This is a genomic window from Cupriavidus sp. IK-TO18, from assembly GCF_015549295.1.
GTDB classification, from domain to species: domain Bacteria; phylum Pseudomonadota; class Gammaproteobacteria; order Burkholderiales; family Burkholderiaceae; genus Cupriavidus; species Cupriavidus oxalaticus_A.
Genome location: NZ_JADGMP010000001.1, coordinates 13,903 through 40,590 on the forward strand (window position 1 = coordinate 13,903; position 26,688 = coordinate 40,590).

Below are 26,688 nucleotides of genomic sequence, written 5' to 3' on the forward strand. Positions count from 1 at the left end.
GACTGTCTGTCGATCGGCATTTCGCGACGAACGCGCAGGCAATCATGAACGAGGGCGATCCGATGATCGCCCTCGTTGCCTTTAATGGATGCGATGCACGGGCGCGCTACTCGCCAGGAGATTCGCCGAACAGTTCCTGGGTGACCGAGCGCAGCCAGCGATTGCCCGGGTCGTCATGCTGACAGCGGTGCCAATGCTGCCTGAGATCAAAGGCGGGAATCGGGAACGGTGGCTCGAGGACCTGTACATCGGCGATGCGCGCGAACAGCTCGCCCACCGGCAGCGGCACCGTGACGACCAGGTCGGTCGATGCGACCACGAGCGGAATGCTGAGGAAATGCGGGGAACGCAGCATCTCGCGCCGCGCGATGCCATGCTGGCGCAGATACGACTCGACCAGCTCCTGGCTGCGGCTTTCGCTCTGGATCACCGCATGCGGCAGTTCACGGAACTGTTCCGCGGTCATGCGTCCGCGTGCCACCGGGTGATTCTTGCGCGCCAGGCACACGAACCCGTGCCGGAACAGGCGCTGCTGGAATACATCCGAGCCGCCGAGGTCCGGATAGTAGCCGATGGCCAGGTCGATCCTGCCGCGTTCGAGCTGATCCATGATGTCCGTGTGCCGCGCCGATACCGTGCGCACGTCCACATGCGGCGCCTCTTTCATGAGCCGGGCCAGCAGGCGCGGCAGGAATGCCGCTTCGCCGACGTCGGACAGCGCCAGCGTGAAGGTCCGCCGCGCCTGCGCGGGATCGAAGCGCGGCGCCGTCAGCAGATGCTCCCGCACCTCGGATAACACGCCCTGCACCACGGGTGCCAGCACTACGGCGCGCGGCGACGGCTGCATGCCGGTGCGGACCTTCAGGAACAGCGGATCGCCGAGCTGGTCGCGCATCCGCTGCAACGCGTGCGACATGGCCGGCTGGCTCACGCCGATCTCCTCGGCCGCGCGGCCCAGGTGACCATGCCGCCACAGCGCATCGAACACGCGCAGCAGGTTCATATCGAAATTATCCATTTCGTTCATGACCGTCATTCCGTTCATTTGATTGCCGAATGATAGGCGAGGAACGAGACTTCCGTCATCCGGTTTGCCCGCAGCGCGGCGCAACGGCCGGCCGGATCGGGCCTGACCGGGTCAGGCCTCAATCAAACAACAGACCGCGCAAACAAGGAGACCCATGTACACGCCCCCAACCAGCATTGCGTCGGTCATCGACGCACGGCCTCTAGGTGCCTATCGGCTTCGCATCTTCATCGTCTGCTTCCTTATCGTGCTGATGGATGGTTTCGATACCCAGGCGATCGGCTTTGCGGCGAAGGCCATGTCTTCCTCGCTCGACATTGCCATCGCACTGTTCGGGCAGGTCTTCTCCGCGGGCCTGCTGGGCGCCATGCTTGGCGCCTTCCTGCTGGGCCCGCTGGCGGACCGCTTTGGCCGCCGCTGGCTGCTGGCGGCGGCGATCGTGGTCTTCTCGGGGTTTTCGCTGCTGACGCCGCATGCGTCCACGCTGCCGGAACTGCTGCTGGTGCGGTTCCTCGCCGGCCTCGGCCTTGGCGGCGCGATTCCGAACCTGCTGGCGCTGTCTGCCGAATACACGCCGCGGCCCATGCGCGGCATGATGACCGGCGTGCTCTATGCCGGCTTTCCGCTCGGTGGTGCCGTGGGCGCGCTCGCCAGCTCGTACATCGTGCCGCACTACGGCTGGCCCGCGCTGTTCTATCTCGGCGGCGCGCTGCCGCTGGGGCTGGCGCTGCTGGTCATCGTGGGCCTGCCTGAATCGCTCCCGTTCCTGCTGCGCCGCAAGGACGGCCAGGAGGCGGTACGCGCCATCGTCGCGCGCATCGCGGGCCAGCCGTCAGCGTCCGATCGCCAGGTCACCTATGTCGATGCCGAGGAACGCGTGCGCGGCCTGCCATTCCGGGAACTCCTGTCGGGAGGGCGGCTCGTCGCCACGCTGCTGCTCTGGACCGGATTCTTCATGTGCTTTGTGCTGTTGATAGTGCTGGTGCTGTGGACGCCTGCGCTGCTGCGCGGCGAGGGCGTCGGCGAGCACGATGCCGCGCTCGTGGTCGCCCTGATCAATCTCGGTAGCGTGGCTGGTACCGCCGCGGGTGGCCGCCTGGTGGACCGCTTCGGTCCGTACCTGACGCTGCCGCCGCTGTTCCTGCTCGGTGCGCTCAGCGTGTCCGTGCTCGGTTACGCCACCGGGTCGCTGCCCGCGCTGGGGCTCGCGGCCACGCTGTCCGGCATCTTCCTGGGCGCCGGCAGTTCAGGGCTGCTGGGCCTGGCCGTGCTGAGCTACCCGAGCGGGATGCGCGCCACCGGCGTGGGCTGGGCCATGGCGCTGGGCCGCATGGGCCAGGTTAGCGGGCCGCTTGTCGTCGGCGCCTTGCTCGCGAGCGGATTCGGCATCAAGGCCATCTTCGTGTGCAGCGCCGTTCCTGCCGCCATTGCCGCTGCCGCGATTCTCGTGCTGCGGGTGGTGCGCGCCGCGCCGACGGCACAGGGGGACGCGTCGGTGCAGAACGCCGCGCTGCCCGCCGCACTGGACGGCCACTAGCCACCTGATTCATTCATCGCCGTTGCATGGGGCGCCTGTCACGGCTTTTCGTGGCCGATGCCGCCCGCAGAAATAAGGAGTGTCATGCGTATTACTACTCAGTCATCCCCCGTGCTCGTCGTCGGTGGCGGCATCGGCGGGCTTGCGGCGGCGCTCGCGCTGGCGCGCGAGGGCTGCCATGTCAAGGTGCTGGAGCAGGCCAGCGTCATCGGCGAAATCGGCGCGGGCGTGCAGTTCGGCCCCAATGCCTTCGCCGCCTTTGACGCGCTTGGCGTGGGCGAGCGCACGCGCAGCCATGCGGTCTACACCGATCACATGATGATGATCGATGCGATCGACGGGAAGACCGTTGCCGACATCCCGGTCGGCGAAGCCTTCCGCAAGCGCTTTGGCAATCCGTACGCGGTCACGCACCGTGCCGACGTCCACAATTCGCTGCTCGAGGGTGTGCGCGAGACCGACCGGATCGAGTTCGTCACCGCAACGCGCATCATCGAGGTCCGGCAGTCGGCGGACGGCGTTACCGCATTCGACGAACAGGGCAACAGCTACCACGGCTGTGCCCTGGTCGGCGCCGACGGCGTGAAGTCCGCCATCCGCCAGCAACTGGTCGGCGACCCGCCGCGCGTATCGGGGCACGTGGTGTACCGCGCGGTGATCGATGCCGGGCATTTTCCGCGCGACATGCAATGGAACGCACCGGTGCTCTGGGTCGGGCCGAACTGCCACGTCGTGCATTACCCGGTCCGCGCCGGCGAGCAGTACAACCTCGTGGTGACGTTCCATAGCCGCCAGCAGGAGACCTGGGGCGTCAGCGAGGGCAGCCAGGAGGAGGTGCTTTCGTACTTCCAGGGCATCGATGCCCGTCCGCTGAGCCTGCTCTCCCTGCCGCCGACCTGGCGCCGCTGGGCCACCGCAGACCGCGAACCCATCGGTCAATGGACGCACGGCCGCATCACGCTGCTCGGCGACGCCGCGCATCCGCTGCTGCAATACCTGGCGCAGGGCGCATGCATGGCCGTCGAGGACGCCGTCACGCTCGGGGCCGCGGTACGCGCGTGCGACGGCGACCTGCCGCGCGCCTTTTCCGTGTACCAGGACGCACGCATCACCCGTACCGCGCGCGTCGTCCTGTCGACCCGCGAGTTCGGCCGGCTGTGCCACGCGTCGGGCGTGGAGCGCCTGGTGCGCAATTCCCTGTGGAAGAGCCGTTCGCCGGAGCGCTTCTATGACTCTCTGGAATGGCTCTACGGCTGGAAGGCCGAGACCTGCCTGACCGTATGACGGCCACTTCCCTCATCCCCTGATCGACCCGGGATCTGACCTTGCAGATCCCAAACCTGGAGTTCCGCATGACCTTTGTCGTTCCGCCCATTCCCGCCGTCACGATTCCCGTGTCCGGTGGCGACGGACTGTTTCCCGTGCGCCGCATCTACTGCGTTGGCCGCAATTACGCCGCGCACGTACGCGAGATGGGCATGGACCCGAGCCGCGAGCCGCCGTTCTTCTTCTGCAAGCCTGCCGATGCGATCGTGGTAGCCCCCGCGGGCGCCGGCGCGCAGATCGCCTATCCGCCGGCGACCGGGCAGTTCCACTTCGAGATCGAACTGGTGGTGGCGATCGGCCGCGCGGGACGGGATATACCGGTCGAGCAGGCCAATGCGCATATCTGGGGCTACGGGGTCGGCATCGACATGACGCGGCGCGACCTGCAGATCGCGGCGCGCGACCGGGGCCGCCCGTGGGAACTCGGCAAGAGCTTCGACCAGTCCGCGCCGGTTTCACTGCTGCATCCTGCCAGCGAAGTCGGCCATCCGGCAGCCGCAGAGATCTGGCTGCAGGTCGACGGACAGGACCGCCAGCGCAGTGACCTGGACAAGCTGATCTGGTCGGTGCCCGAGATCGTCGCAAACCTGTCGACGTTCTTCACACTGCAGCCCGGCGACCTCATCTTCACCGGCACGCCGGAAGGCATCGGGCCGGTGCGCAGCGGCGAGGTCATGCGTGGCGGCATCGCCGGGCTCACCGACGTCGAAGTGCGCGTAGCCTGAAGGCGGTACGAGCATGGATCTGTACAACTTCTTCAACAGTTCGGCGGCGTACCGGGTGCGCATCGCCATGGCACTGAAGGGCCTTCCCTGGGACCATATCGGCGTGAATCTGCGCGCCGGCGAGCAGGACCGGCCCGGGTACCAGGCGCTCAATCCGAACCGGCTGGTGCCGACGATCCAGGATGGCGGGCAGACCATCACGCAATCCCTGGCGATCATCGACTATCTCGATCGCAAGTGCCCCGTGCCGCTGCTGGTTCCCGCCGACGGCCAGGCTCGCACACGCGTGCTGGAGCTGGCGCTGACCATCGCCTGCGACCTGCACCCGCTGAACAACATGCGTGTGCAGAAGTACCTTAGCGCCCGCCTTGGCATTGCCGACGCCGACAAGTCCGAATGGGTCGCCCATTGGCTCACCGCGGGCTTCAGCGCACTGGAACCGTGGCTGCCCGCGGACGGCGGCTGGTGCGTCGGCGACGCCCCGACCCTGGCCGACTGCTGCCTGGTACCGCAAGTTGCCAATGCGCAGCGTGCGGGGTTCAGCCTCGACCCGTTCCCGCGCGTGCGCCTTGCCTACGAGCACTGCATGCGTCACGAGGCCTTCCGCGTGGCGGCGCCGAGTGCCCAGCCCGATTACATAGCCGCCCACTGATACCGATGCAGGAGGCATCCGATCATGACAACCAATCCCACGCCTGATGTGTTGAGCCGGCGCGACGCGTTCTACCGCGAGCTGGAACCGCATGCGATGGCGGCCCTCTGGACCCGGCTGCGCAAGCTGATTCCATCGGAACCCACACCGGCGGGCGTGGCGCACCGCTGGGCATATGCAACGGCCCGCCCGTACCTGATGGAATCGGCGAGCCTGATCTCGGCCGAGGAAGCTGAACGGCGCGTGCTGCTGATGGAGAATCCGGGCCTGCCCGGCACTTCGTGCATCACCAGAACGATGTACGCCGGCCTGCAGCTCATCCTGCCGGGCGAAGTCGCGCCCGCGCATCGCCATACCCAATCGGCATTGCGCTTCATCGTCGAAGGTTCGGGCGCCTACACCGCCGTGGACGGCGAGAAAACCTATATGGAACCCGGCGATTTCGTCATCACGCCGGCGTGGACATGGCACCATCACGGCCACGAGGGCAACGCGCCGATGGTCTGGCTGGACGGACTCGATATTCCTATCGTGTCGCTCTTCAACGGCGGCTTCCGCGAGGAATTCAAATCCGGCGAAGCGCCGGTCACGCGCCCTGCAGGCGACGCACTCGCGCGCTATGGCACAGGTCTGATGCCGGTGGGCTACCAGGCGTCCACGATGAACTCCCCGGTCTTCAACTATCCCTACGCGCGTACGCGCGAGGCGTTGTTCGCGTTGCCACGCGCCGGTGCTCCCGATCCGCACGCGGGCTACCTCATGCGCTACACCAATCCGGTGGACGGCGGCTGGGCCATGCCGACCATCGCCACCATGATCCGGTTGCTGCCGTCCGGCTTCGCGACGTTGCCGTACCGCTCGACCGACAGCATCGTCTTCGTCTGCGTGGAAGGTAGTGGCCATGTCACGATCGGCGATCAGCAGCTGGAGATTGCGCCGCACGACGTGGTGGTGGTGCCGGGCTGGAGCCGCTACACGCTGCATGCCAGCCAGGACCTGGTGCTGTTCTCGTATTCGGACCGCGTCGCGCAGGAAAAGCTCGGCCTGTTCCGCGAGCAGCGTTGCTGAGGCGGGGTGGCCGGCATCATGACCACCATCGTTTCCTATGGAGACTTTGTCGACAGCATTGCCGCGGCGCTGCAGTTCATCAGTCACCATCACCCTCCCGACTATATCCGGCACCTTGCCGCAGCCTATGAACGCGAGGCCAGCGAGCCGGCCAAGCAGGCGATTGCCCAGATCCTGATCAACTCGCGGATGTGCGCGGAAGGCCGGCGTCCGATCTGCCAGGATACGGGCATCGTCAATATCTTCCTGCGCGTCGGCATGGACGTCCGGCTCGCCGGCTTCCCGTCGGGCATCGTCGATGCGGCCAATGTTGGTGTGCGTCGTGCGTATCTCGATCCCGACAATACGCTGCGTGCCAGCATCGTCGAAGACCCGTTGTTCGCGCGACGCAATACCGGCGACAACACCCCGGCGGTCGTCCACGTCGAGCTGGTGCCAGGCAACACCGTCGTGGTCGACGTGATGGCAAAGGGCGGAGGCAGCGAGAACAAGAGCAAGTTCGCGGTGCTGATGCCCAGCGATTCGGTCGCAGACTGGATCGTCAGCATGGTGCCGTCGATGGGGGCCGGCTGGTGTCCTCCCGGCATGCTCGGCATCGGCGTCGGCGGCACGGCCGAGAAGGCCATGCTGCTGGCCAAGCAGAGCCTGACCGAGCCGCTCGACATGCTCGATCTCAAGGTCCGGGGCCCGCGCAACGCACTGGAGGCGCTGCGAATCGAGATCCATGACCGCATCAATGCGCTCGGCATCGGGGCGCAGGGGCTCGGCGGGTTGACCACCGTGCTCGATGTCAGGATTGCGACCTACCCCACGCATGCGGCAAGCATGCCTGTCGCCATCGTGCCGAACTGCGCGGCAACGCGCCATGCGCGCTTCGAACTCGATGGCAGCGGCCCGGTCATGCTGACGCCGCTCTCGCCGGATCGCTGGCCCGACCTCTGGCCGGATCTGCCTTTGCCTGACGGCACGGCGAGCCGCCGGGTCGATCTGAACACCCTGACCCGGGAGGAAACCCGCACCTGGCGCGCCGGCGAGACGCTGCTGCTGTCGGGGCGCATGCTGACCGGGCGCGACGCCGCGCACAAGCGGATCGACGAGATGCTCGCGCGTGGCGAGCCCTTGCCGGTGGACTTCCGCAATCGGATGATCTACTACGTCGGGCCCGTTGATCCCGTGCGTGACGAAGTAGTAGGCCCTTGCGGCCCGACCACGTCAACGCGGATGGACAAATTTGCCGGGCGCATGCTGCCATCCACCGGCTTGCTCGGCATGATCGGCAAGGCCGAGCGCGGGCCGGATGCGATCAGCGCCATCGTGAAGAACGGCTGCGTCTATCTGGCGGCAACCGGTGGGGCCGCCTATCTGATCTCCAAGGCGGTCCGGTCCTCCCGCATCCTGGCGTTTGGCGATCTCGGCATGGAAGCCATCTACGAGTTCGATGTGGAGAACCTGCCCGTTGTCGTTGCCGTGGACGCCGGCGGCAACAGTGTCCACGAAAGCGGACCGCGCACCTGGCGCATCGCGGCGGCATGAAGATCCACTTGCCCTGATTATCGCGTCGCCGGTAGCCGCCACCCCGGACGACGCTCAACCCCGCGTGGCGATCAACATCCTTAACTGAAATACCCCGAAATGATCAACCAGTTCGATAAAGTCATTTACACCGGCAAGACCCATACCGTCGGCGGCCGCAACGGCAACTCCCGCAGCACCGACGGCCGTCTGGCCGTCGATCTGTCAGGGCCCGGCAGCAACGGCGCCGGTACCAATCCGGAACAGCTCCTGGGCGCCGGCTGGTCGGCCTGCTTCCTCGGCGCAATCGCCAAGGCGGCACAGGTGGCGAAAGTCACGGTTCCGGCCGACGCGGCCGTTGACGCTGAAGTGGATCTTGGCCAGGCCGGTGATGGCTACTTCCTGGCGGCACGGCTCAATGTGAGCTTGCCCGGGATTGACCGGGAGGTCGCGCAGTCCCTGGCCGCGGCCGCACACCAGCTTTGCCCGTACTCCAAGGCGACGCGCGGCAATATTGATGTCGAGATCAATATCGTCTGAGGACGGCAGGGCCTCGCACGCATCGGCTCGCGCCGATTCGCGGAAGCTCTTGAATGCCAGTCCGCCGTGCAACAGTCCGCCCCAGTTCTTGTTCGGGGCCTGGTAGATGCGCCAGCTCACGCCCCGGGCCTGCAGCAGTTCGGGCAGCGTGGCCGCCAGTGCGCCGCGGTTGCCTGGCCCCGGACGTAGGACGATACTTCCGAACAGTCGTGCCCCTGTGCCACGACAGGAAGGAATGCAATGGGCGAGACAGCAAAAGTATCCGTCTCCGCGCCAGCGGAAGCGCTCGCGGAACTGCCCGGGCAGGTCGTGCTGGTCCTGCAAGGTGGCGGCGCGCTTGGCGCCTACCAGGTCGGCGTTTACCAGGCCATGCATGAGGCCGGCCTCGAGCCGCGGTGGGTGATCGGTACGTCGATCGGGGCGATCAATGGGGCCATTATCGCCGGCAACCCGCCAGCCGAGCGGCTTTCCCGGCTCAAGCGGTTCTGGGATGGCATTGCCTACCGCGGCGCCGGCGAGGCAAGCGGCCACTTCCGCGAATGGGAAAACTGGGCGCGGGTGCTGTCGATTACCACCCATGGCATTCCGTCGTTTTTCACGCCAAGTCCCGCCGCCTGGTGGCTGGGGCTGCGCGCCACGGTCGGCCTTGCCCAGTCGGCCTTCTACTCCACCGAGCCGCTGCGCGCGACGCTGGGCAACCTGATCGACTTCGATTACCTGAACGCCGGGAACACGCGGCTGACCGTTGGCACGGTCGGCGTGCGCAATGGCCGCATGCGCTATTTCACCAACCGCGACGCGCCACTGAAGGTCGCGCACGTGATGGCCTCGGCAGCGTTTCCGCCGGGGTTTCCCTCGGTGCAGGTGGACGGCGAGGCATACTGGGACGGCGGCATCTATTCGAACACGCCGCTGGAAGCTGTCCTGGATGACCGTCCCCGCCGCAGTTCGCTGATCTTCGCCGTGCAGTTGTGGCCGGCCAGCGGCCCGGACCCGACCTCGATCTGGCAGGTAATGAGCCGGCTGCGCGACATCCAGTACTCCAGCCGCGCGGAATGCCACCTTGAGCGGCAGCGGCAGATACACCGCCTGCGGCACGTGATCCGCGAACTGGGCAAGCACATTCCGGAAAGCGAGCGCGCGCAGCCCGCCGTGCAGGAACTGCTCGACTGGGGTTGCGGAACCACCATGCATGTGGTCGAGCTGGATGCACCGCAACTCGACGGCAACGATATGAACCGCGATATCGACTTCTCCACGCACGGCATCGAACGCCGCTGGGCGGCCGGGTACCAGGACACGCGGGATGCGATTGGCCGTGCCCCCTGGCGCGAACCGCTCGACCCGATCGAGGGAATCGCCGTGCACCGGGTTCAGGCGAGCCTCCCCGGGTGAGATGCGAATCACCTGGCGAGCAGGCGCCGCGAAAGCTTGCGCGCGCCGCTTTCCACGCTGTGGTCTGGCTTGCGGCGCTGCTATTCCGGCATGGAATAGCAATGACCTGAGGATTGATTATGGCCTGACCGGCGCGGCTCTTAGACTCCTCTTCGACGGCAGCAACGGCGCTTCGTAGCCCGTAAGCCGATGGACGGAGGAGAGACTGGATGAGCAGCGAACTAGCAGCGAATGTGCGAGCGCACGGCGCGTCGAAGCGCGAAGAGGCGAAGGTGGTCGTAGGCGCGTGCGTCGGCACCGTACTCGAGTGGTATGACTTCTTCCTTTATGGAAGCCTGGCGATATTCTTTTCGTCGCACTTTTTTCCCGCCGGAAATTCAACCGCCAGCTATCTCGCATCGCTGGCGACATTCGGCATCGGCTTCATTATCCGGCCGCTAGGTGCCGTCGTATTCGGACGGTTCGGCGACAAGGCCGGGCGCAAGGCAACCTTTCTTGCCACGGTCGTGCTGATGGGCATTTCGACGGCGGGCATCGGCTTGCTGCCGTCCTATGAAACCCTGGGATGGGCTTCGCCGGCCATCCTGATCGTGCTGCGCCTGCTGCAGGGGCTCGCGCTGGGTGGAGAGTATGGCGGAGCCGCGGCCTACATCGCCGAACATACGCCATCCGGCCGGCGGGGCTATGCCACCGGCTGGCTCCAGACCACGGCGACATTCGGCTTCCTGCTTTCGCTGGCCGTGACGCAGCTCTGCCAGCTGTGGATTTCCGCGGAGGACTTCGCAGTCTGGGGTTGGCGCGTGCCGTTCCTGGCGTCGGTGCTGCTGCTTGCCGTATCGACCTACATCCGCACGACCCTTTCCGAGTCGCCGGTGTTCCAGCGCATGAAGGCAGAAAACCGCACATCGAGCGCACCGCTGCGCGACAGCCTCATGGTCGGCCAGAACGTGCGGCGGATGCTGGCGGTCCTGTTCGGCGCGCAGGCCGCGGTCGGCGTGGTCTGGTACACGTGCAACTTCTATGTCCTGTATTTCCTGACGTCGACGCTGAAGGTGCCGTCCAGCCAGGCGTACAGCTATCTCGTCGTCGCGCTGGTCTTCTCGCTGCCGCTCTACGTGTTCTTCGGCTGGCTGTCGGACAAGGTCGGCCGGAAATGGATCGTGCTGATCGGCTGCGGCATGGCAGTGCTGACCTTCCTGCCGATCTTCTCGCAACTCGGCAAGGCGGTGAATCCCGCCCTCGCGCAGTTCCAGCAGTCCGTCACCATCCGCGTGGCGTCTTCGGACTGCTCGGACAGCATTTTCTCCAGCACTCAGACCGCGTGCGACAAGGCGCGCGACTTCCTGACGCAGGCGGGCCTGTCCTACCGCGTGGAGCCTGGCCTGGCCGGCGAGCCGCTGGTGACGTATATCGGCGACAAGCCGGTGGCCGGCTTCGATGAGAAGGCCTATCGGGACGCGCTCGTTGCCGCGGGCTATCCCCCGGCGGCCGATGAAGCGGCAATCAACCGGCCCATGATGTACCTGCTGCTGTTCCTGCTGATGATCTGGGGCGCGATGGCCTATGGGCCAATGTCCGCGTACTACGTGGAGCTGTTCCCGGCGGCGGTGCGCTACACCTCGATCTCGATCCCCTACAACATCGGTGCGGGTTACTTCGGCGGCCTGGCGCCGTTCATGTCCACGGTGCTGGCGGTCAAGTCAGGCAGCGTGCTGGGCGGGTTGTGGTACGCGATTGCGGTAGGCGGCATCTCGGTCGTCCTCGGCATGTTCCTGCTGAAGGAGACCAAGGACGTCGACGTGAACCAGTGACACACAGGCAGTGTCCCGCTCAACCTGAAAGTAAATGGAGCATTGATATGAAGCAGTCTGCTCAGGCGCGGCTGGTGCAAGGCAAGGCCACGCCCCGGGGGCGGTTTCCCCACGTGGTGCGCGCCGGCGATTTCCTGTTCGTTTCCGGCACCAGTTCAAGGCGTCCCGACAACAGCTTCGTCGGGGCGGCCGTGGACGAAATGGGTACGTCCCGCGTCGATATCCGGGCGCAGACCCGAGCCGTGATCGAGAACATCCGCGACATCCTGCGGGCGGAGGGCGCAGACCTGGCCAATCTGGTCGAGATCACCACATTTCTGGTGAATATGAATGACTTTGGCGGCTATAACGAGGTGTATGCGGAGTATTTCGACGAAGCCGGGCCGGCGCGGACGACCGTCGCCGTCCACCAGTTGCCGCATCCGTTGCTGACCATCGAGATCAAGGCCGTTGCCTACGCGCCCCGCGCCGAGGCAGCGCAGACCCACGAGCCATGACATGGAGAACACTATGCTGAAGTATGGAGCGCCATTCAACTTTAACCATTGGATCGACGCGCACCGGCATCTCCTCAAGCCTCCCGTGGGCAACCAGCAGGTATGGCAGGACGCGGACCTGATCGTGACCGCGGTCGGCGGCCCGAATCTGCGTACCGACTATCACGACGACCCGTTCGAGGAATTTTTCTACCAGCTCAGGGGAAACGCGTACCTGAACCTGATGGTGGAAGGCAGGCGCGAGCGGGTCGACCTGCGGGAAGGAGACGTCTTCCTGCTGCCGCCGCACGTTCGCCATTCGCCGCAGCGGCCCGAGGAGGACAGCGTGTGCCTGGTCATCGAGCGCCAGCGTCCGGCCGGGGCCGTCGACGGCTTTGAATGGTATTGCGACAGCTGCGACGGCCTGGTCTGCCGGGCGGAGGTCCAGCTCAGGAGCATCGTCGATGACCTGCCGCCGCTGTTCGCGGCTTTCTATGCTTCCGAAGACAAGCGGCGCTGCAGCCATTGCGGCGCCATCCATCCGGGCCGCGGCGCAGCGCCGGTGCGTTCGCCGGTGCGTTGATAAGGGTTTGCAAACGGGACCACCAATGACAACTATTGCCATGTCGGGCCTGTCGGCCAGGCAAAAGTACTGGCTGATTACCGGCAGCGTGGGGCCGCGCCCCATTGCGCTGGTCACCAGCCTCGGCAGCGACGGCGTCTGCAACGCGGCGCCATACAGTGCCTTCAACTACATGGGCGAGGACCCGCCTTTGTTTGCGATCGCGGTCGATCACTACGGCGACGAGAGCCACCGGCCCGGCGAGGTCAAGGACACGCTCAGGAACATCCTCGATCGGCGCGAATTCGTCGTCAACATGGTCGACGAGCCCATCGTCGAGCGCGCGGTGATGTGCGGCAGCGACTATCCGGCGCATGTCTGCGAGGCCGAGGCGGTGGGTTTGTCGCTCGCGACTTCGGAGGCGGTCGCGGTGCCGCGGATCCGCGAGGCGCCGGTGGCGTGGGAATGCCGGCTGTTCAAGGTCTTCGAGTTTTCGACGCAGCGCGCCATCGTCTTCGGCGAGATCGTGTCGATGTATATCCGCGACGACCTGTTCGACGACGAGAAGCTCCGTATCAGGGTCGACCGGTTCTACCCGGTGGGGCGCCTGGGCGGGCCAAACTACTGCCGCTCGTCCGACCGTCGCCGGATTGCGGTGCCGACCTACCTGCCGACGGTGGGCGTTGCTAGAGAGTGAGTGCCGCCCCGGGGGTGATCCTGCCATGCACATTCATCCGCTAACGCAGATCCGGCTGAGCCGGAATCTGAAGCTGAGCCAGCTGCTGGTGTTCGACCGCGTCATCGAGACCGGTTCCATCCTCCATGCCGCCAACGACATGGGACTCACCCAGCCGGCGGTCACCAAGATCATCCAGGAGCTGGAGGGCTGTGTCGACGGCACCCTCTTTGCCCGCTCCAATCGCGGCGTGGTGCCGACCGAACTGGGGCTGGTGCTGGCGCGGCGGGTGAAGTCGCTGCTGGCCGAGTTCCGCTACATGACCGAGGAGCTCGACCAGTTCCGTTTCGGCAGCGCGGGCCGGGTGGTGGTCGGTACGATGATCGCCGCATCGGCGCACCTGCTGCCTTCCACGATCGCCAGGCTGAAGGAGCGGGCGCCGAACATCATCGTCACGGTGCGCGAAGGGCCGACCGCACAGCTGTTCCCGGCACTGGCCACCGGCGAGGTCGACATCGTCGTCGGCAGGTTGCCTGAACTGGAGCTGCCGATCTCGGATGCCTTTCCGCTGACGCACCAGGTGCTGTTCGAGGATTTGCTGGACGTGGTGGTCGGCAGCGCCAATGACGCCGTTGGCCAGTCCGTGACATCGTTGCACGAGCTGGACCAGCATCCATGGATCCTTCCCACGCCGGACTCTCCGTTGCGCTACGCCGTTGAACGGATGTTCCGCAACGCCGGCATCGAGCTGCCGCGCGACCTGGTGGAATCCATGTCCGTCCTGACCAACCTCGGGCTGCTGCTGACGACGAACCGCATCGCGGTGATGCCGCGGGTCGCGGCCAGGCAGTTCGTGCAGGCCGGGCTCCTGCGGACGCTGTCGATTCCTGAACTCGGCGCGTTCGGCACGGTGGGCTACTCGGTGCGGGCCAACAAGGCGCTCACGCCGGCGTGCGAGGTCTTTATCGAATGCCTGAAAGAGGTCTCCGGCACCGACAAGGCGTCCTGACTGCGCGGATCCGGCCTCAGCAGCGCTGCCCAGACCCCTCAAGACAACGCGATAACCCCGACTGACCGAGCCTGCGCCACGCAGGCTCGAGTGGACCGCTTTGTCCGCTTTCCGTGAATTACCAGAACCAACTGCCGCAATACAAAGAAGGAGGAGACGTGAAGCCAGGCCGAGCCATCTGGGCTGGCGCGATGAGTTTGCCAACCATCGCCCTTGCTCAATCCGTGACGTTGTACGGTGTCGTCGACACCGGCGTGGAGGTTCTCAACCACACCGGTGCCAACAACAGCGCGCTCGTCAGAATGAACAATCTCTCGGGAACCGTGCCATCGCGCTGGGGCCTGAGAGGGACCGAAGACCTGGGCGGCGGCCTCAAGTCTGCATTCGTCCTGGAATCCGGCTTCGCGCCGGATTCCGGCCCGTTGCGGCCGCCATCCGCGCTGTGTCGGCGTCTCACTATTCCACGCCCTTATATCAACCCGCCAAGGATTGATTATCCAAGGCAAACGGGCACTCCTACACTTGCTTTCACCAACAGTGTGCAGGAGAACCCATGGAGTACTACGCCGAGGTCGCAGCGGGATTGCCCCGACATCTGCGGCATTTCATTGATGGAGAGTTCGTGGCGTCTCCCGGCTCGTTCGCCAAGCTGAGCCCGATCGACGGGCGCGAGCTGTCGCGCGTGGCGGAGGCGGATGCCGAAGCGGTCGATGCCGCCGTGCAGGCCGCGCGCCGCGCCCAGCGCGGACCCTGGCGCCAGTTCACCACGGCGCAGCGCGCCGCGGCCTTGCACCGCATCGCGGACGGCATCCAGCAACGCTTCGACGAGTTCGTGGCCGCCGAAGTGGCCGATACCGGACGTCCCATCGCGCAGGCCAGGGAGCTGGATATCGCGCGCGGCATCGCGAATTTCCGCACCTTTGCCGACCTGGCGAGTACCGCGCACAGCGAGTGCTTCGAGTCCGTCGGTGCCGATGGCACGCAGCTGCTCAACTACGTCACGCGCAAGCCGCTGGGCGTGGTCGGGGTGATTTCCCCATGGAACCTGCCGCTGCTGCTGCTGACGTGGAAGGTGGCGCCGGCACTGGCGATGGGCAATTCCGTGGTGGCCAAGCCCTCGGAAGAAGCCCCCACCAGTGCGACGCTGCTGGCCGAAGTGATCCGCGACAGCGGCCTGCCCAACGGCGTCTTCAACCTGGTTCACGGCCACGGGCCCAGCGCTGCCGGCGAATGGCTGACCCGGCACCCGGACATCGATGCCATCACCTTCACTGGCGAGTCGCGCACCGGCAGCACGATCATGAAGGCGGTGGCCGATGGCGTGAAGAACATCTCCTTCGAGCTGGGCGGAAAGAACGCGGCCATTGTCTTTGCCGATGCCGACTTCGATGCCGCCGTGGAAGGCGTGCTGCGCTCCAGCTTCACCAACGCCGGGCAGGTGTGCATGTGCACCGAGCGCGTCTATGTCGAGCGCCCGATCTTCGAGCGCTTCGTCGCGGAACTCAAGGCGCGGACCGAGGCCCTGCGGATCGGATCGCCGTACGTTCCCGGGGTGACGACCGGCCCGATGATCTCCGCCGCGCACCGCGACAAGGTGCTGGGCTATCTCCGACTCGCGGTGGAGGAAGGCGCCACCGTCGTCACCGGCGGCGATGTGCCGCGCTTCGGCGATGCCTGCGACAACGGCGCTTTCGTGCAGCCGACGATCTGGACGGGGCTGCCGGACAGCGCGCGCTGCGTCAACGAGGAAGTGTTCGGCCCGGTATGCCATATCGCGCCGTTCGACGCCGAGGACGAAGTGGTGGCGCGCGTCAACCATAGCAACTATGGCCTGGCGGCAAGCGTCTGGACCACGCACCTGGCGCGCGGCCACCGCGTCGCGCAGCGCATCGAGACCGGCATCGTCTGGGTCAACGCCTGGTATGCGCGCGACCTGCGCACGCCGTTCGGCGGCACCAAGCTGTCCGGCTTCGGCCGTGAAGGCGGGCGCCATTCGATGGACTTCTATTCCGAACTGACCAATATCTGTGTGAGGGTGGCATGAGCGCGGCACATGACACAGCCCGGCAGGCCATTGCCGATGCCCTCAGGAAGGCCCATGACGGGCTGCCGTTCGCGCCCGTGCCGCCGGTGCGCGAGGCGATCGCGGCGATCGACGGTAACCCGCTGGAGAACGCCTACCGCATCCAGCAGATCAACGTTGCGCACCAGGTGCTGGCGGGCGCGCGCCGCGTCGGGCGGAAGATCGGCCTGACGTCGCGCAGCGTGCAGGCGCAGCTCGGCGTGAATGCGCCGGATTTCGGCACGCTGCTGGACGGCATGGCGTTCGGCGATGGCGAGGAAATCCCGTTCTCGCGGACCCACCAGCCCAAGGTCGAAGCCGAGATTGCGCTGGTGCTGGAGCGCGACCTGCCGCATGCGCGGCATACGGTGGCGGACATCATTCGTGCCACGGCATTTGCGCTGCCGGCCATCGAGGTGGTCGGCAGCCGGATCGCGAACTGGGACATCCGCCTGCTCGACACCGTCGCCGACAACGCGTCCAGCGGATGCTTCGTCCTGGGCTCGCAGCCAGTCAGGCTGGAAGCGCTCGACCTGGTCAGGTGCGGCATGCTGATGGAGCGCAATGGCGAGCAGGTCAGCGTCGGAGCCGGTGCCGCGTGCCTGGGCAATCCGCTGAACGCGGCGATCTGGCTCGCCGACACCATGGCCCGGATGGGCGAGCCGCTGCGCGCCGGCGATGTGGTGCTGACCGGCGCATTGGGCCCGATGGCAGCGGTGGTGCCGGGCGATGTATTCAGCGCGCGCATCGAAGGCCTGGGCGAGGTGCGCGCCGCTTTCTCGAAGCAACCGGAAATCCAATCGTGAATGACAAAACCAGAGTCCCCGTCGCCATCATCGGCTCGGGCAACATCGGCACGGACCTGATGATCAAGGTCCTGCGCCATGCCGAACATCTCAGCATGGCTGTCATGGTCGGCATCGATCCGGAATCGGACGGCCTGGCGCGCGCCGCGCGGATGGGCGTGGCCACCACGGCCGACGGTCTCGACGGCCTGGTCGCCATGCCCGGGTTTCGCGACATCCGCATCGCTTTCGATGCGACCTCGGCCGGCGCGCATGCGCGGCACGCCTTGGTCCTGGCTCGGCACGGCGTCACGGTGATCGACCTGACCCCGGCCGCGCTCGGCCCGTTCGTCGTGCCGTCGGTCAATCTCGACGCGAACCTCGATTCGGAGAACGTCAATATGGTGACGTGCGGCGGCCAGGCGACGATTCCCATCGTCCGCGCGGTCTCGGACGTCACCCCGGTCCACTATGCCGAGATCGTGGCATCGATCGCGAGCCGGTCGGCCGGCCCGGGCACGCGCGCGAATATCGACGAGTTCACGGAAACCACGTCGCGCGCCATCGAGGTCATCGGCGGGGCGACGGTCGGCAAGGCCATCATCATCCTGAATCCGGCCGAGCCGCCGCTGCTGATGCGCGATACCGTCTACTGCCTGGTCGACGCCGATGCGGACACGGCGCGGATCGAGGCATCGATCCATGCCCAGGTGGCGAAGGTGGCCGCCTACGTGCCCGGCTACCGCCTGAAGCAGGCGGTGCAGTTTGACCGCGTCGCGCTGCCGCGCCAGTTCGCTAAGCACGGCGCATCGTCGACCGGCCTCAAGGTCAGCGTGTTGCTGGAAGTCGAAGGCGCGGCGCATTACCTGCCCGCATATGCCGGCAATCTCGACATCATGACCTCGGCCGCCTTGCGCACCGCCGACCAGATTGCCGCCAGGCGGCTCGCTGCCTGGGTCGCTGCCTGAAGGAGAAGACGATGACCGCCATGAGCAAGAAGATCTATGTCTCGGACGTGACGCTGCGCGACGGCATGCATGCCGTGCGCCATCAATACACGCTGCCGCAGGCCATTGCCATCGCGCAGGCACTCGACGACGCCGGCGTCGACAGCATCGAGGTCGCGCACGGGGATGGGCTCGCCGGATCGAGCTTCAACTACGGGTTCGGCGCGCACACCGATATCGAGTGGGTCGCCGCGGTGGCAGCCGTGGTCAGGCGGGCGCAGGTGGCGACCCTGCTGATTCCGGGCATCGGCACGCTGCACGACCTGCGCGAGGCGCATGACGCGGGCGCCCGCGTGGTCCGGGTGGCGACGCACTGCACCGAGGCCGATATCTCGCGCCAGCACATCGAATACGCCCGCTCGCTGGGGATGGACACCGTCGGCTTCCTGATGATGAGCCACATGACGACGCCACAACTGCTCGCGCAGCAGGCGAAGAAGATGGAAAGCTACGGCGCGCAGTGCATCTACGTGGTGGACTCGGGCGGGGCGCTGAACATGCGCGACGTTGCCGAGCGCTTCCGCGCGCTCAAGGACGTGCTCGATCCCGCTACGCAGACGGGTATGCATGCGCACCACAACCTTGCGCTCGGTGTCGCCAATTCCATGGTCGCCATCGAGGAAGGCTGCGATCGCATCGATGCCTCGCTGACCGGCATGGGAGCCGGGGCCGGCAATGCGCCGCTCGAAGTGTTCATTGCCGCGATCGACCGCCAGGGACTGCACCACGGCTGCGATGTTAAGAAGCTGATCGATGCGGCGGACGATATCGTCCGCCCGCTGCAGGAGCGGCCGGTGCGCGTCGACCGGGAGACGCTGGCGCTTGGCTACGCCGGCGTGTACTCGAGTTTCCTGCGCCATGCGGAGGCCGCGGCGCAGCGGTACGGCCTGTCCGCGTTCGACGTGCTGGTCGAACTGGGCCGCAGGAGGATGGTCGGCGGCCAGGAGGACATGATCATTGACGTTGCGCTCGACCTGGTCCGGCGCGGCGAACGACAAGCGAGGGCAGCATGATCGATATCGAAGCTGCGGCGCGCCTGCTGGATGACGCGGCGTTGCACGCCAGGGCCATCAACCAGCTCACCGCCACCGAAGACTTCCCGGTGCCGGATGCCTATCGGATCCAGCGTGCGTCGATCGAGCGGCGGGTGCAGCGGGGCGAACGGCGCGTCGGCATCAAGCTCGGGTTCACCAGCCGGGCCAAGATGGTGCAGATGGGCGTCGACAGCCTGATCTGGGGCTGGCTGACGGACACCATGCTGGAGGACGACGGCGGCCGCGTCGACCTGCGCCGCTTTATCCATCCGCGGGTCGAGCCCGAAGTGTGCTTTCTCACGCGGCGCGCCATCGAGCGGCCGCTGACCGCGCTGGAGGCCAAAGACTACCTGGAAGCCGTGGCGCCGGCGATGGAGATCATTGATTCGCGCTACCAGGACTTCCGTTTCACGCTCGCGGACGTGGTCGCCGACAACTGCTCCAGCGCGGGCCTTGTCGTCGGCAACTGGGCCAGGGACGTCGACGGCCTGCGCAATGCGGGCGTGATCCTGCGCGTGGACGGGCGTGATGTGCAGATTGGCTCCACCGGCGCCATCCTCGGGCACCCGCTGCGGGCCGTGGTCGAAGCGTCGCGGCTGGCGAGCGCGTCGGAAACGGTCCTGCCGGCCGGCACGCTGATTATGGCGGGCGCCGCCACGGCCGCGCATCCGCTCCTGCCGGGCAGCCATGTGCAGGCGGTGGTGAATGGTGTCGGCGAGGTCGAGTTCACGACCTGCCTGACCGTGGGGCAGATGGTAGCGCAGAACCTGGAAGAGGCATAGCAAGCCATGACATTGCGAATCGACATGCACGCCCACTTCTTCCCCACGATCTCGCGGGAAGAGGCGGAGCGCGCCGACCAGCCCGGCGTGCCGTGGCTTGCCGTGGCGGAGGATGGCGAGTCCGGCATGATCATGCTGGACGGGCGGCCCTTCCGGCCGGTGAGCCGGCCCCTGTGGGACCCGGTGCGGCGCCTTGAACAGATGGACGAACAGGGCATCGACGCGCAGCTGATGTGCGCGACGCCGGTGATGTTCGGCTACCGCTACGACGCCCCGGCGGCGCTGCAGTGGGCCCAACGGATGAACGACAAGGCGCTGGAGCTCTGCTCGGTGGCGCCGGACCGGCTGATGGCCCTGGCGCAGGTGCCGCTGCAGGATATCGAGCTCGCTTGCCGCGAAGCCTCGCGTGCCGTCGCGGCCGGGCATCGCGGCGTGCAGATCGGCAACCACGTCGGTTCGCGGGACCTCGATGACGAAGCGCTGGTCCGCTTTCTCTGCCATTGCGCGCAGGAAGGCATTCCCGTGCTGGTCCATCCGTGGGACATGATGACCGACGGGCGCATGAAGCGGTGGATGCTGCCCTGGCTCGTGGCCATGCCGGCCGAGACCCAGCTGGGCATCCTCTCGCTTATCCTGTCCGGCGCGTTCGAGCGTATCCCGCGCTCGCTCAAGCTGTGCTTCGCGCATGGCGGCGGCAGCTTCGCCTTCCTGCTCGGGCGGGTCGACAACGCCTGGCTGCATCGGGATATCGTGCGCGAAGACTGTCCGAACCTGCCGTCGTCGTACGTGGACCGGTTCTCGGTGGACAGCGCGGTATTCGACGCAGGCGCGCTGCGCCTGCTTGTGGACGTGATGGGCGAGGAACGGGTCCTGCTCGGCTCGGACTATCCCTATCCGCTTGGCGAGCAGAAGATCGGGGCCCTGGTGGAGAATCACCCGCACCTGGGCGAGCGGGCCAGGCGCCTTATCCTCGGCGGCAATGCCGCCAGGTTCTTCAACTTGCCTGCCGACGGCAGCGGAGACGAATGATGGATTCAGAGAAGGAGCGCCAGATGCTGCCGCACGGTCCGCACAAGGAAGAGTTGCTGCAATGGGTGCGTCAGCTGTGCGACGAGATTCGCTCGCGCCCGCTCGATCAGGACCTCGAGGCCTATCTGAACCGCGAATATGGCGCGGGTACTCGCCCTTACCAGGAGCTGTGCCGCCTGCTGCAGCTCGGCGTGGAGGAGGGCTGGGCGGGCTATGTCGAGATCGAGGGTGCCACCTACCGGCGCGGCAGGATCGCCGAGCCCTCGCCGGAAACTGCCGGCATGAGCGTGGAAAGCGGGCTGTTGCGCGACGTTATGGGCCAGTACCACTGCCACACCCGGGGCGAGATCAACATGATCGTCCCGCTTGAACCGGGCGCGCAGTTCTGCGGGCATGGCGCGGGCTGGCGCGTGTTCCCGCCGATGAGCGAGCACTTCCCGACGGTCACGGGCAAGGCGCTGATGATGTATTTCCTGCCTGGCGGCGAGATCGAGTACCGCGCGGCGCCCGCCGCATGACTTCAACCTTTGCTCCGGAGCATTCGAGTGAGTATCAGGATCCTTGCAGTAAGCGGAAGTTCGCGTCGCGGCTCGCTTAACCAGAAGCTGCTCGACATCGCGGCGTATGGCGCGCGCGACGCGGGCGCGGTGGTGACATCCATCCGGCTGGCGGACTATGCGCTGCCGCTCTACGACGGCGATGACGAGGCGGAGCAGGGCGTGCCGGCCGAAGCGCGCCGCCTGCAGCGCGAATTCGCCGGCCACGATGCGTTGCTGATTGCCACGCCGGAGTACAACGGCGGCTACACGGCAATGCTGAAGAACGCCTTGGACTGGGTCAGCCGGCCCCAGGAGGACGGCACCTCCGGCGTCGCGCTGCTGGCCGGCAAGGCCGCCGCGCTGCTTTCGGCGTCGCCGGGGCCGCTGGGCGGCCTGCGCTCGCAGCTGGCGCTGCGCACCGTGCTCGACAAGCTGGGCGTAGTGGTCATTCCCGACGCATTCGCGCTGGGCACGGCGCACGAGGCCTTCGAAGGCGAGACCGGCCTCCGGGACAAGGGGGCGGAAAAGGCGGTCATCCAGGTTGGCGTGGCGCTGAGCCGCACCGCCGGGCGGCTGTCGAACAAGGGATAGCGACCGCGGCGGCCCTGGCGCACCAAAGTCGTCAGGCCGCCGCCTGCGTGGATTGCCGTGCGAACTGGCTCGGCGACTGTCCGACGTGTCGGCTGAACGCCGTGCTGAAGGCGCTGGCGGATCCATAGCCGACCCGTTCGGCGACCTGCGCAAGCGCAACGTCTTGCCTGCGCAGCATGTCCTTTGCCAGCGCCATGCGCCAGGCAACCAGGTATTCCATGGGCGGCAGGCCGACCGCCCGCGTGAACCGCTCAAAGAATCCCGAGCGGGAGAGCGCTGCCTTCGCGGCCAGTTCCGCCACCGTCCATGTGTACGCGGGGTCAGCGTGCATGTGGTTCAGCGCCACCGCGAGCCGTTCGTCGGCGAGCCCGCGGAGCAGGCCGGCCGGCGCGGGGTCACCGGGCGCGCAGCGCAACGCCTCGACCAGGAGGATCTCCACCAGGCGCGTCAGCACCAGGCTGTGCCCCGGGCGTTGCGCCGACGCTTCCCTGCCGACGAGTCGCACCAGCACCGACAGGTGCTCTGCGTCGCGGATATGGACCATGCCGGGCAGCAGCGACACCAGCAACGCGGCATCGGGCGAGTCGAACAGGAAGTAGCCGCCCAGCATGCGCAAGTCCGGTGGCCCGTCAGGCGTGCCGTGGCGCATGTCCTCCGTGGGCTCCGGGATCGCCGTCGGGTCGATCAGCACCGGCGTCGCCGGCTCGGCGCCTGACATGGTGAAGCCGGGCGTCGCAGGCAGCAGCACGAAATCGCCGGCCTGCAGCGTGACGGGTTGCTGGCCGTCGACGCCGAGCACGCAACCGCCCTCCAGCACGGCGCAGAAGCTGGGGTGGCCGAACGCCGTGTAGCGCACGCTCCACCGGCCCGCACCGCTGATGCCCTTGGAAAACACCGTACGCGGCCGGAGCAGTGCGATCACTTCAGACAGCGGATCCATGATGTCTGGACGAATGCGAAAGTTATATGGACGTCTGATTATAGATGGTCCGGCCAGGCTTCCCTATCGTTATGCCATCGCAATCGAACAAGGAGCAACACCATGAAGACCGTCCTGATCACCGGCTGCTCGTCCGGCTACGGCCTTGCCACCGCGCACCATTTCCTGTCCCAGGGTTGGCACGTCATCGCAACCATGCGCTCGCCGCGTGAAGACCTGTTGCCCCGGTCGGAGCGCCTGCGCCTGCTGGCGCTTGACGTGACCCGTGCCGAAAGCATCGACGCCGCGCTGGCCGTGTGCGGGCCCATCGACGTGCTCGTCAACAATGCCGGCGTGGGCCTGTTCGGCGCCTTCGAGGCGACGCCGATGACGACGGTGCGCGAGGTATTCGAGACCAATACCTTCGGTGTGATGGCCCTGACGCAGGCCATGTTGCCGCGTTTCCGGGAGCGCCGTGCCGGCGTGATCGTCAACGTGACCTCGAGCGCGACGCTGGCGCCGATGCCGCTCGTGGCCGCTTATACCGCGAGCAAAACCGCCATCGAAGGTTTCACCGCTTCGCTGGCCCATGAACTTGGCGAGTTCGGCATCCGCGCCAAGCTGGTCGAGCCCGGCTATTGCCCGGACACCCGCTTCACGGAAAACGCAGGGCCGCGCATGGCCGGCATGATCCCCGAAGCGTACGGCGCGTATGCGATGTCCGTGCTGGCCGGATTCGCGCAGCCTGCCAGGGTGACCAAAGCATCCGATGTGGCCGAAGCCGTGTGGCGGGCGGCAAATGACCGGTCCGGGCAGTTGCGCTTCCCGGCCGGAGCCGACGCTGTCGCCCTGGTCCATGGCGACATATTGCCGGCGGGCGAGCGTACCGCGGTATCACGTTTCGACTGACGCCATTGCCGTTCATCCGCTACGTGTTCAACCATATCGCTCCCATGCCGCGAAATGCCCGCCATTGGCGATTTCATCTGCCATTGCGCAGATCCAATGTCGATGCGTCGGCGCACTGGCAACTGATGTCAGAAACATGACAGTCACAAACAATTTTGGGGCAGAGATAAATGGACTGCTTGCCACCGTCTGGCGGGCAACGGTCCATGGAGTGAGTCGCTTTTTTTCCCGCAGGGTGTCACGACTACTGTCGTCATGTCTCTCGCCATCTGCTAGCCTGAATTGCGCAAGCACAGAAACGTGGGCGAAGAAGCGGGAGAACAATCATGAAGCCAGCGCCAGATTGCGGATTGCGGATTCTGCCAGCGATCCGCCAAGTTGCGATTCTGTTGCTCCTGCTCGGCACCGTTTTACTGGCACGCGCCGGCGATATCACCGGCGCGGGTTCCACCTTTGTTTATCCCTTGATGTCCAAATGGGCGGCAACGTACTACGCCCGAACCGGCCATCAGGTTAACTATCAACCCACGGGCTCGGGAAACGGGATTCGCCAGATTCGCGCTGCCCGGGTGACCTTCGGCGCCACCGACATGCCGCTCAAGCCCGAGGATCTGCGCGCGGCGGGCCTGGTGCAGTTTCCGATCGTGGTCGGTGGCGTTGTCCCGGTGCTCAACCTGGATGGTGTTGGCCCGGGGCAGCTGCGCACGACCGGCGCGTTGCTGACGGATATCTACCAGGGAAGGATCGTCAACTGGAATGACCGGGCGATTGCCGCGGAAAACCCTGGCCTGGCGCTGCCGGACCTGAAGATCGTGGTCGTCCATCGCAACGACAGTTCGGGGACCACCTTCAACTGGACGGATTACCTCACCAAGGTCAGCCCGCAATGGGGAGAACGCGTGGGCGCCGGAACGACGGTGAAATGGCCCGTCGGCGTCGGGGCAAATGGCAACGATGGCGTTGCAACCTACATTCGCAATGTGAAGGGCTCCATTGGCTATGTCGAGCTGACCTACGCATTGCAGCGCAAGCTCGCCTATGCCGCCGTCAAGAACCGGGACGGCATCTATGTGCAGCCATCGCGCGAAACCTTCAGCGCGGCGGTGACCGCGGCAGAGTGGAATCCGAAGGCGGATTTCTATCAGGTGCTGACAGATGCTTCGGGCCCTCAGGCCTGGCCTATCACCGGGGTCGTATTCGTCCTGATTTCCAAGGCGAACGGCAACGCTGCCGAGACCAACGACGCAATCGCGTTCTTCCGGTGGGCGCTGTCGGAGGGGCAGGCAGACGCCGCGGCCGAGCATTATGTCGCGCTTCCGGCCGGCGTGGTCAGGCATGTTGAAGCGTACTGGAAGGAGGCGTTCCGATGATGGGAACGCCTCGCACGGAGCCAGTCGCGGTCACCCCAGGCCAGGCGACGGGGACAGCGTCCCCAGGTCAACCCAGGTCGTCCTTGATGGGACGGTGCTTGAAAGTACGGAGCCGCGGCACGACGTCGTGGCTTGGCTTTGTGTGCGGAGGTATCCATCCGAGTCCTGATTACATGAAGATACATTGGCAAACGTGCGCAGACACAGGCCAGATACATGGCCATCTTTCAATGTGCCATGTGCAGGGGATTGGTGCGGGTTCGCATTGGGGGTTCCCGGACCACATGGCTTGCTGCCAGGACCGCACGTTGCCTGCACGTCGTCGCCCATCCCCTGGGCGAAATGCAATCTCATCGTTAATGTCAATCAGGACACAGGAGTCAGCAGATGAAATCGACCCGAATGATGGCTGCGGCCATGCTCTTCGTCGGCAGCGGCTTGTTGCTGCAGACGGCGCAAGCTCAGATGGCAGGCGTCCATCGCACCGATCTCGTTCAGCACGATCTCAGCGTGCCGGGTCGCGAGGGGGTACAGGTCCGCGTTGACCTCGATCCCGGCGCGTTCGCGCCAATGCATTCCCATCCAGGCGAGGAGATTGCGTACGTGCTGCAGGGGACGCTGGAGTACCAGCTCGGCAACAATCCGCCTGTCACGCTCAAGACCGGTGAATCCCTGTTCATTCCCGCCGGTACGCCCCACTCGGCGCGCAATGTCGGCAGCGGCACGGCATCGGAACTGGCGACCTACATCGTGAAGAAGGGCGCACCGCTGGTGGCACCGGCCAAATAGGCCGGGCACAATTTGGCAGCCGGTATCATGCGCGTCCGTCGTGGACCAGGCGCACCAATGAGTCAGCGGTGACTCTGGGCGTCAGCTAAGCCTGTGCCAGGCCGCCGAGGCGAAGCAGGGCTCGACGCTACTCCTCCAGCCTTGCTGCGACGGCGCCCACGATGTTGTGCGCCTCTAAACCCAGCTTCCGAAGCAACGCGCGGTGCGCTGGCTGCCACAGCGCGAGAGCCTGTTGCAATGTCAAGGCGCCCGCCTCTGTCAGCCAAACCGCGCGGCGGCGGCGACCGGCTTCCGCCATGACAACTTCCACCATCCCCGTGCCGACAAGTTGATCCGCGTTCCTTGACATGGTCGATTGATTCAGCCCGGCCCGTTGCGCCAATGCGGCCAGCGTGTCGTCTGTTGCCGACGCAATCAGGCACATTAATCCAAATTGAGTACTGGTCAGGCCAGACGGCGCCAGCGCCTCATCCAACGCCGCTGTGATTCTAAGCGCCAGCAAGCGCGACGGATTCGCCGCGTTCGAAGGCGAGCCGTCGTCACGGCTGCTCAATCC

27 protein-coding genes and 1 pseudogene are annotated in these 26,688 nt (G+C 66.1%); 25 read left to right on the top strand and 3 right to left on the bottom strand.

Translation table 11 applies throughout. The annotated features are described in order from the left end of the window. Nucleotides 1-106: 106 nt before the first annotated feature. Nucleotides 107-1,027, bottom strand: coding sequence for a LysR family transcriptional regulator (locus IPF36_RS00050; RefSeq protein WP_240745829.1), 921 nt, complete (start codon nt 1,025-1,027; stop codon nt 107-109). Nucleotides 1,028-1,181: 154 nt separating this feature from the next. Between IPF36_RS00050 and IPF36_RS00055 the strand changes: the two genes are divergently transcribed. The 22 genes and pseudogenes from IPF36_RS00055 to IPF36_RS00160 all read left to right on the top strand — a co-directional run bounded on the left by IPF36_RS00055 (nt 1,182) and on the right by IPF36_RS00160 (nt 22,145). Beyond that, nucleotides 1,182-2,564, top strand: a complete 1,383-nt coding sequence (locus IPF36_RS00055) for an MFS transporter (protein WP_195426891.1) — start codon at nt 1,182-1,184, stop codon at nt 2,562-2,564. Between the two features lie 84 nt (nt 2,565-2,648). After that, entirely contained in the window at nt 2,649-3,848 is a 1,200-nt protein-coding gene (locus IPF36_RS00060) for a 3-hydroxybenzoate 6-monooxygenase (RefSeq protein WP_135703083.1), read from the top strand. A 68-nt stretch (nt 3,849-3,916) separates the two neighbouring features. Beyond that, on the top strand, nt 3,917-4,615 hold the full coding sequence (locus IPF36_RS00065) for a fumarylacetoacetate hydrolase family protein (RefSeq protein WP_135703082.1): 699 nt from the start codon (nt 3,917-3,919) through the stop codon (nt 4,613-4,615). Between the two features lie 13 nt (nt 4,616-4,628). Continuing rightward, nucleotides 4,629-5,267 (top strand): maleylacetoacetate isomerase, encoded by a 639-nt coding sequence (gene maiA / locus IPF36_RS00070; RefSeq protein ID WP_195426893.1) that lies wholly within the window; start codon nt 4,629-4,631, stop codon nt 5,265-5,267. 24 nt (nt 5,268-5,291) lie between these two features. Further along, the gene (gene gtdA / locus IPF36_RS00075) at nt 5,292-6,335 is read left to right on the top strand and encodes a gentisate 1,2-dioxygenase (RefSeq protein ID WP_135703080.1); all 1,044 of its coding nucleotides are present in this window, start codon (nt 5,292-5,294) and stop codon (nt 6,333-6,335) included. 18 nt (nt 6,336-6,353) lie between these two features. Next, a complete protein-coding gene (locus IPF36_RS00080; RefSeq protein WP_135703079.1) occupies nt 6,354-7,868 on the top strand; it encodes a fumarate hydratase in 1,515 nt (504 codons plus the stop codon). 102 nt (nt 7,869-7,970) lie between these two features. Further along, a complete protein-coding gene (locus IPF36_RS00085; protein ID WP_276609565.1) occupies nt 7,971-8,387 on the top strand; it encodes an organic hydroperoxide resistance protein in 417 nt (138 codons plus the stop codon). A 240-nt stretch (nt 8,388-8,627) separates the two neighbouring features. Then, nucleotides 8,628-9,782 (top strand): patatin-like phospholipase family protein, encoded by a 1,155-nt coding sequence (locus IPF36_RS00090; RefSeq protein WP_135703078.1) that lies wholly within the window; start codon nt 8,628-8,630, stop codon nt 9,780-9,782. Between the two features lie 209 nt (nt 9,783-9,991). After that, complete coding sequence (locus tag IPF36_RS00095; protein ID WP_135703077.1) at nt 9,992-11,593, top strand: MFS transporter; 1,602 nt, start codon at nt 9,992-9,994, stop codon at nt 11,591-11,593. A 47-nt stretch (nt 11,594-11,640) separates the two neighbouring features. Continuing rightward, a complete protein-coding gene (locus tag IPF36_RS00100; RefSeq protein ID WP_135703076.1) occupies nt 11,641-12,090 on the top strand; it encodes a RidA family protein in 450 nt (149 codons plus the stop codon). A gap of 13 nt (nt 12,091-12,103) precedes the next feature. Further along, the gene (locus tag IPF36_RS00105) at nt 12,104-12,652 is read left to right on the top strand and encodes a 3-hydroxyanthranilate 3,4-dioxygenase (protein WP_135703075.1); all 549 of its coding nucleotides are present in this window, start codon (nt 12,104-12,106) and stop codon (nt 12,650-12,652) included. Between the two features lie 25 nt (nt 12,653-12,677). Next, nucleotides 12,678-13,328: a flavin reductase family protein gene (locus tag IPF36_RS00110; protein WP_135703074.1), complete on the top strand. Its 651-nt coding sequence runs from the start codon at nt 12,678-12,680 to the stop codon at nt 13,326-13,328. A 25-nt stretch (nt 13,329-13,353) separates the two neighbouring features. Then, nucleotides 13,354-14,316: a LysR family transcriptional regulator gene (locus IPF36_RS00115; protein WP_135703073.1), complete on the top strand. Its 963-nt coding sequence runs from the start codon at nt 13,354-13,356 to the stop codon at nt 14,314-14,316. Nucleotides 14,317-14,507: 191 nt separating this feature from the next. Further along, nucleotides 14,508-14,735: pseudogene (locus IPF36_RS00120) on the top strand (porin); the annotation flags it as partial. A gap of 134 nt (nt 14,736-14,869) precedes the next feature. Beyond that, entirely contained in the window at nt 14,870-16,360 is a 1,491-nt protein-coding gene (locus tag IPF36_RS00125; protein WP_195426894.1) for a 2-hydroxymuconic semialdehyde dehydrogenase, read from the top strand. Then, nucleotides 16,357-17,184 carry a 2-keto-4-pentenoate hydratase gene (gene mhpD, locus IPF36_RS00130; protein ID WP_195426896.1) on the top strand — a complete coding sequence of 276 codons (828 nt, stop codon included), beginning with the start codon at nt 16,357-16,359 and terminating at the stop codon, nt 17,182-17,184. The genes IPF36_RS00125 and mhpD overlap by 4 nt, the downstream gene beginning before the upstream one ends. After that, nucleotides 17,181-18,131 (top strand): acetaldehyde dehydrogenase (acetylating), encoded by a 951-nt coding sequence (locus tag IPF36_RS00135; protein ID WP_133095751.1) that lies wholly within the window; start codon nt 17,181-17,183, stop codon nt 18,129-18,131. The genes mhpD and IPF36_RS00135 overlap by 4 nt, the downstream gene beginning before the upstream one ends. An 11-nt stretch (nt 18,132-18,142) precedes the next feature. After that, nucleotides 18,143-19,183, top strand: a complete 1,041-nt coding sequence (dmpG, locus tag IPF36_RS00140; RefSeq protein ID WP_195426898.1) for a 4-hydroxy-2-oxovalerate aldolase — start codon at nt 18,143-18,145, stop codon at nt 19,181-19,183. Beyond that, entirely contained in the window at nt 19,180-19,986 is an 807-nt protein-coding gene (locus IPF36_RS00145; RefSeq protein ID WP_195426915.1) for a 2-keto-4-pentenoate hydratase, read from the top strand. Before dmpG ends, IPF36_RS00145 begins: the two co-directional genes overlap by 4 nt. Nucleotides 19,987-19,992: 6 nt before the next feature. Continuing rightward, entirely contained in the window at nt 19,993-21,015 is a 1,023-nt protein-coding gene (locus IPF36_RS00150; RefSeq protein WP_133095748.1) for an amidohydrolase family protein, read from the top strand. Beyond that, entirely contained in the window at nt 21,012-21,533 is a 522-nt protein-coding gene (locus tag IPF36_RS00155; protein WP_240745828.1) for a DUF4863 family protein, read from the top strand. The genes IPF36_RS00150 and IPF36_RS00155 overlap by 4 nt, the downstream gene beginning before the upstream one ends. A 27-nt stretch (nt 21,534-21,560) precedes the next feature. Next, a complete protein-coding gene (locus IPF36_RS00160; protein WP_135703068.1) occupies nt 21,561-22,145 on the top strand; it encodes an NADPH-dependent FMN reductase in 585 nt (194 codons plus the stop codon). Nucleotides 22,146-22,176: 31 nt separating this feature from the next. On the opposite strand, the gene IPF36_RS00165 is transcribed toward IPF36_RS00160, so the two are convergent. After that, nucleotides 22,177-23,088, bottom strand: a complete 912-nt coding sequence (locus IPF36_RS00165; protein ID WP_195427124.1) for an AraC family transcriptional regulator — start codon at nt 23,086-23,088, stop codon at nt 22,177-22,179. Between the two features lie 99 nt (nt 23,089-23,187). On the opposite strand from IPF36_RS00165, the gene IPF36_RS00170 reads away from it, so the two are divergent. The 3 genes from IPF36_RS00170 to IPF36_RS00180 all read left to right on the top strand — a co-directional run bounded on the left by IPF36_RS00170 (nt 23,188) and on the right by IPF36_RS00180 (nt 26,132). Next, nucleotides 23,188-23,973, top strand: a complete 786-nt coding sequence (locus IPF36_RS00170; protein WP_195426917.1) for an SDR family oxidoreductase — start codon at nt 23,188-23,190, stop codon at nt 23,971-23,973. A gap of 326 nt (nt 23,974-24,299) precedes the next feature. Continuing rightward, a complete protein-coding gene (pstS, locus tag IPF36_RS00175) occupies nt 24,300-25,343 on the top strand; it encodes a phosphate ABC transporter substrate-binding protein PstS (protein WP_195426920.1) in 1,044 nt (347 codons plus the stop codon). A 387-nt stretch (nt 25,344-25,730) separates the two neighbouring features. Continuing rightward, complete coding sequence (locus tag IPF36_RS00180) at nt 25,731-26,132, top strand: cupin domain-containing protein (protein WP_133095743.1); 402 nt, start codon at nt 25,731-25,733, stop codon at nt 26,130-26,132. A gap of 127 nt (nt 26,133-26,259) precedes the next feature. On the opposite strand, the gene IPF36_RS00185 is transcribed toward IPF36_RS00180, so the two are convergent. Further along, nucleotides 26,260-26,685, bottom strand: a complete 426-nt coding sequence (locus tag IPF36_RS00185) for a MarR family winged helix-turn-helix transcriptional regulator (protein WP_255519631.1) — start codon at nt 26,683-26,685, stop codon at nt 26,260-26,262. Nucleotides 26,686-26,688 lie beyond the last annotated feature (3 nt).

Bases quoted from the DNA above. Each gene is read 5' to 3' on its own strand.
- IPF36_RS00050 (WP_240745829.1), bottom strand. From the start codon at position 1,027: ATGAACGAAATGGATAATTTCGATATGAACCTGCTGCGCGTGTTCGAT.
- IPF36_RS00055 (WP_195426891.1), top strand. From the start codon at position 1,182: ATGTACACGCCCCCAACCAGCATTGCGTCGGTCATCGACGCACGGCCT.
- IPF36_RS00060 (WP_135703083.1), top strand. From the start codon at position 2,649: ATGCGTATTACTACTCAGTCATCCCCCGTGCTCGTCGTCGGTGGCGGC.
- IPF36_RS00065 (WP_135703082.1), top strand. From the start codon at position 3,917: ATGACCTTTGTCGTTCCGCCCATTCCCGCCGTCACGATTCCCGTGTCC.
- maiA (WP_195426893.1), top strand. From the start codon at position 4,629: ATGGATCTGTACAACTTCTTCAACAGTTCGGCGGCGTACCGGGTGCGC.
- gtdA (WP_135703080.1), top strand. From the start codon at position 5,292: ATGACAACCAATCCCACGCCTGATGTGTTGAGCCGGCGCGACGCGTTC.
- IPF36_RS00080 (WP_135703079.1), top strand. From the start codon at position 6,354: ATGACCACCATCGTTTCCTATGGAGACTTTGTCGACAGCATTGCCGCG.
- IPF36_RS00090 (WP_135703078.1), top strand. From the start codon at position 8,628: ATGGGCGAGACAGCAAAAGTATCCGTCTCCGCGCCAGCGGAAGCGCTC.
- IPF36_RS00095 (WP_135703077.1), top strand. From the start codon at position 9,992: ATGAGCAGCGAACTAGCAGCGAATGTGCGAGCGCACGGCGCGTCGAAG.
- IPF36_RS00100 (WP_135703076.1), top strand. From the start codon at position 11,641: ATGAAGCAGTCTGCTCAGGCGCGGCTGGTGCAAGGCAAGGCCACGCCC.
- IPF36_RS00105 (WP_135703075.1), top strand. From the start codon at position 12,104: ATGCTGAAGTATGGAGCGCCATTCAACTTTAACCATTGGATCGACGCG.
- IPF36_RS00110 (WP_135703074.1), top strand. From the start codon at position 12,678: ATGACAACTATTGCCATGTCGGGCCTGTCGGCCAGGCAAAAGTACTGG.
- IPF36_RS00115 (WP_135703073.1), top strand. From the start codon at position 13,354: ATGCACATTCATCCGCTAACGCAGATCCGGCTGAGCCGGAATCTGAAG.
- IPF36_RS00125 (WP_195426894.1), top strand. From the start codon at position 14,870: ATGGAGTACTACGCCGAGGTCGCAGCGGGATTGCCCCGACATCTGCGG.
- mhpD (WP_195426896.1), top strand. From the start codon at position 16,357: ATGAGCGCGGCACATGACACAGCCCGGCAGGCCATTGCCGATGCCCTC.
- dmpG (WP_195426898.1), top strand. From the start codon at position 18,143: ATGACCGCCATGAGCAAGAAGATCTATGTCTCGGACGTGACGCTGCGC.
- IPF36_RS00145 (WP_195426915.1), top strand. From the start codon at position 19,180: ATGATCGATATCGAAGCTGCGGCGCGCCTGCTGGATGACGCGGCGTTG.
- IPF36_RS00150 (WP_133095748.1), top strand. From the start codon at position 19,993: ATGACATTGCGAATCGACATGCACGCCCACTTCTTCCCCACGATCTCG.
- IPF36_RS00155 (WP_240745828.1), top strand. From the start codon at position 21,012: ATGATGGATTCAGAGAAGGAGCGCCAGATGCTGCCGCACGGTCCGCAC.
- IPF36_RS00170 (WP_195426917.1), top strand. From the start codon at position 23,188: ATGAAGACCGTCCTGATCACCGGCTGCTCGTCCGGCTACGGCCTTGCC.
- pstS (WP_195426920.1), top strand. From the start codon at position 24,300: ATGAAGCCAGCGCCAGATTGCGGATTGCGGATTCTGCCAGCGATCCGC.
- IPF36_RS00180 (WP_133095743.1), top strand. From the start codon at position 25,731: ATGAAATCGACCCGAATGATGGCTGCGGCCATGCTCTTCGTCGGCAGC.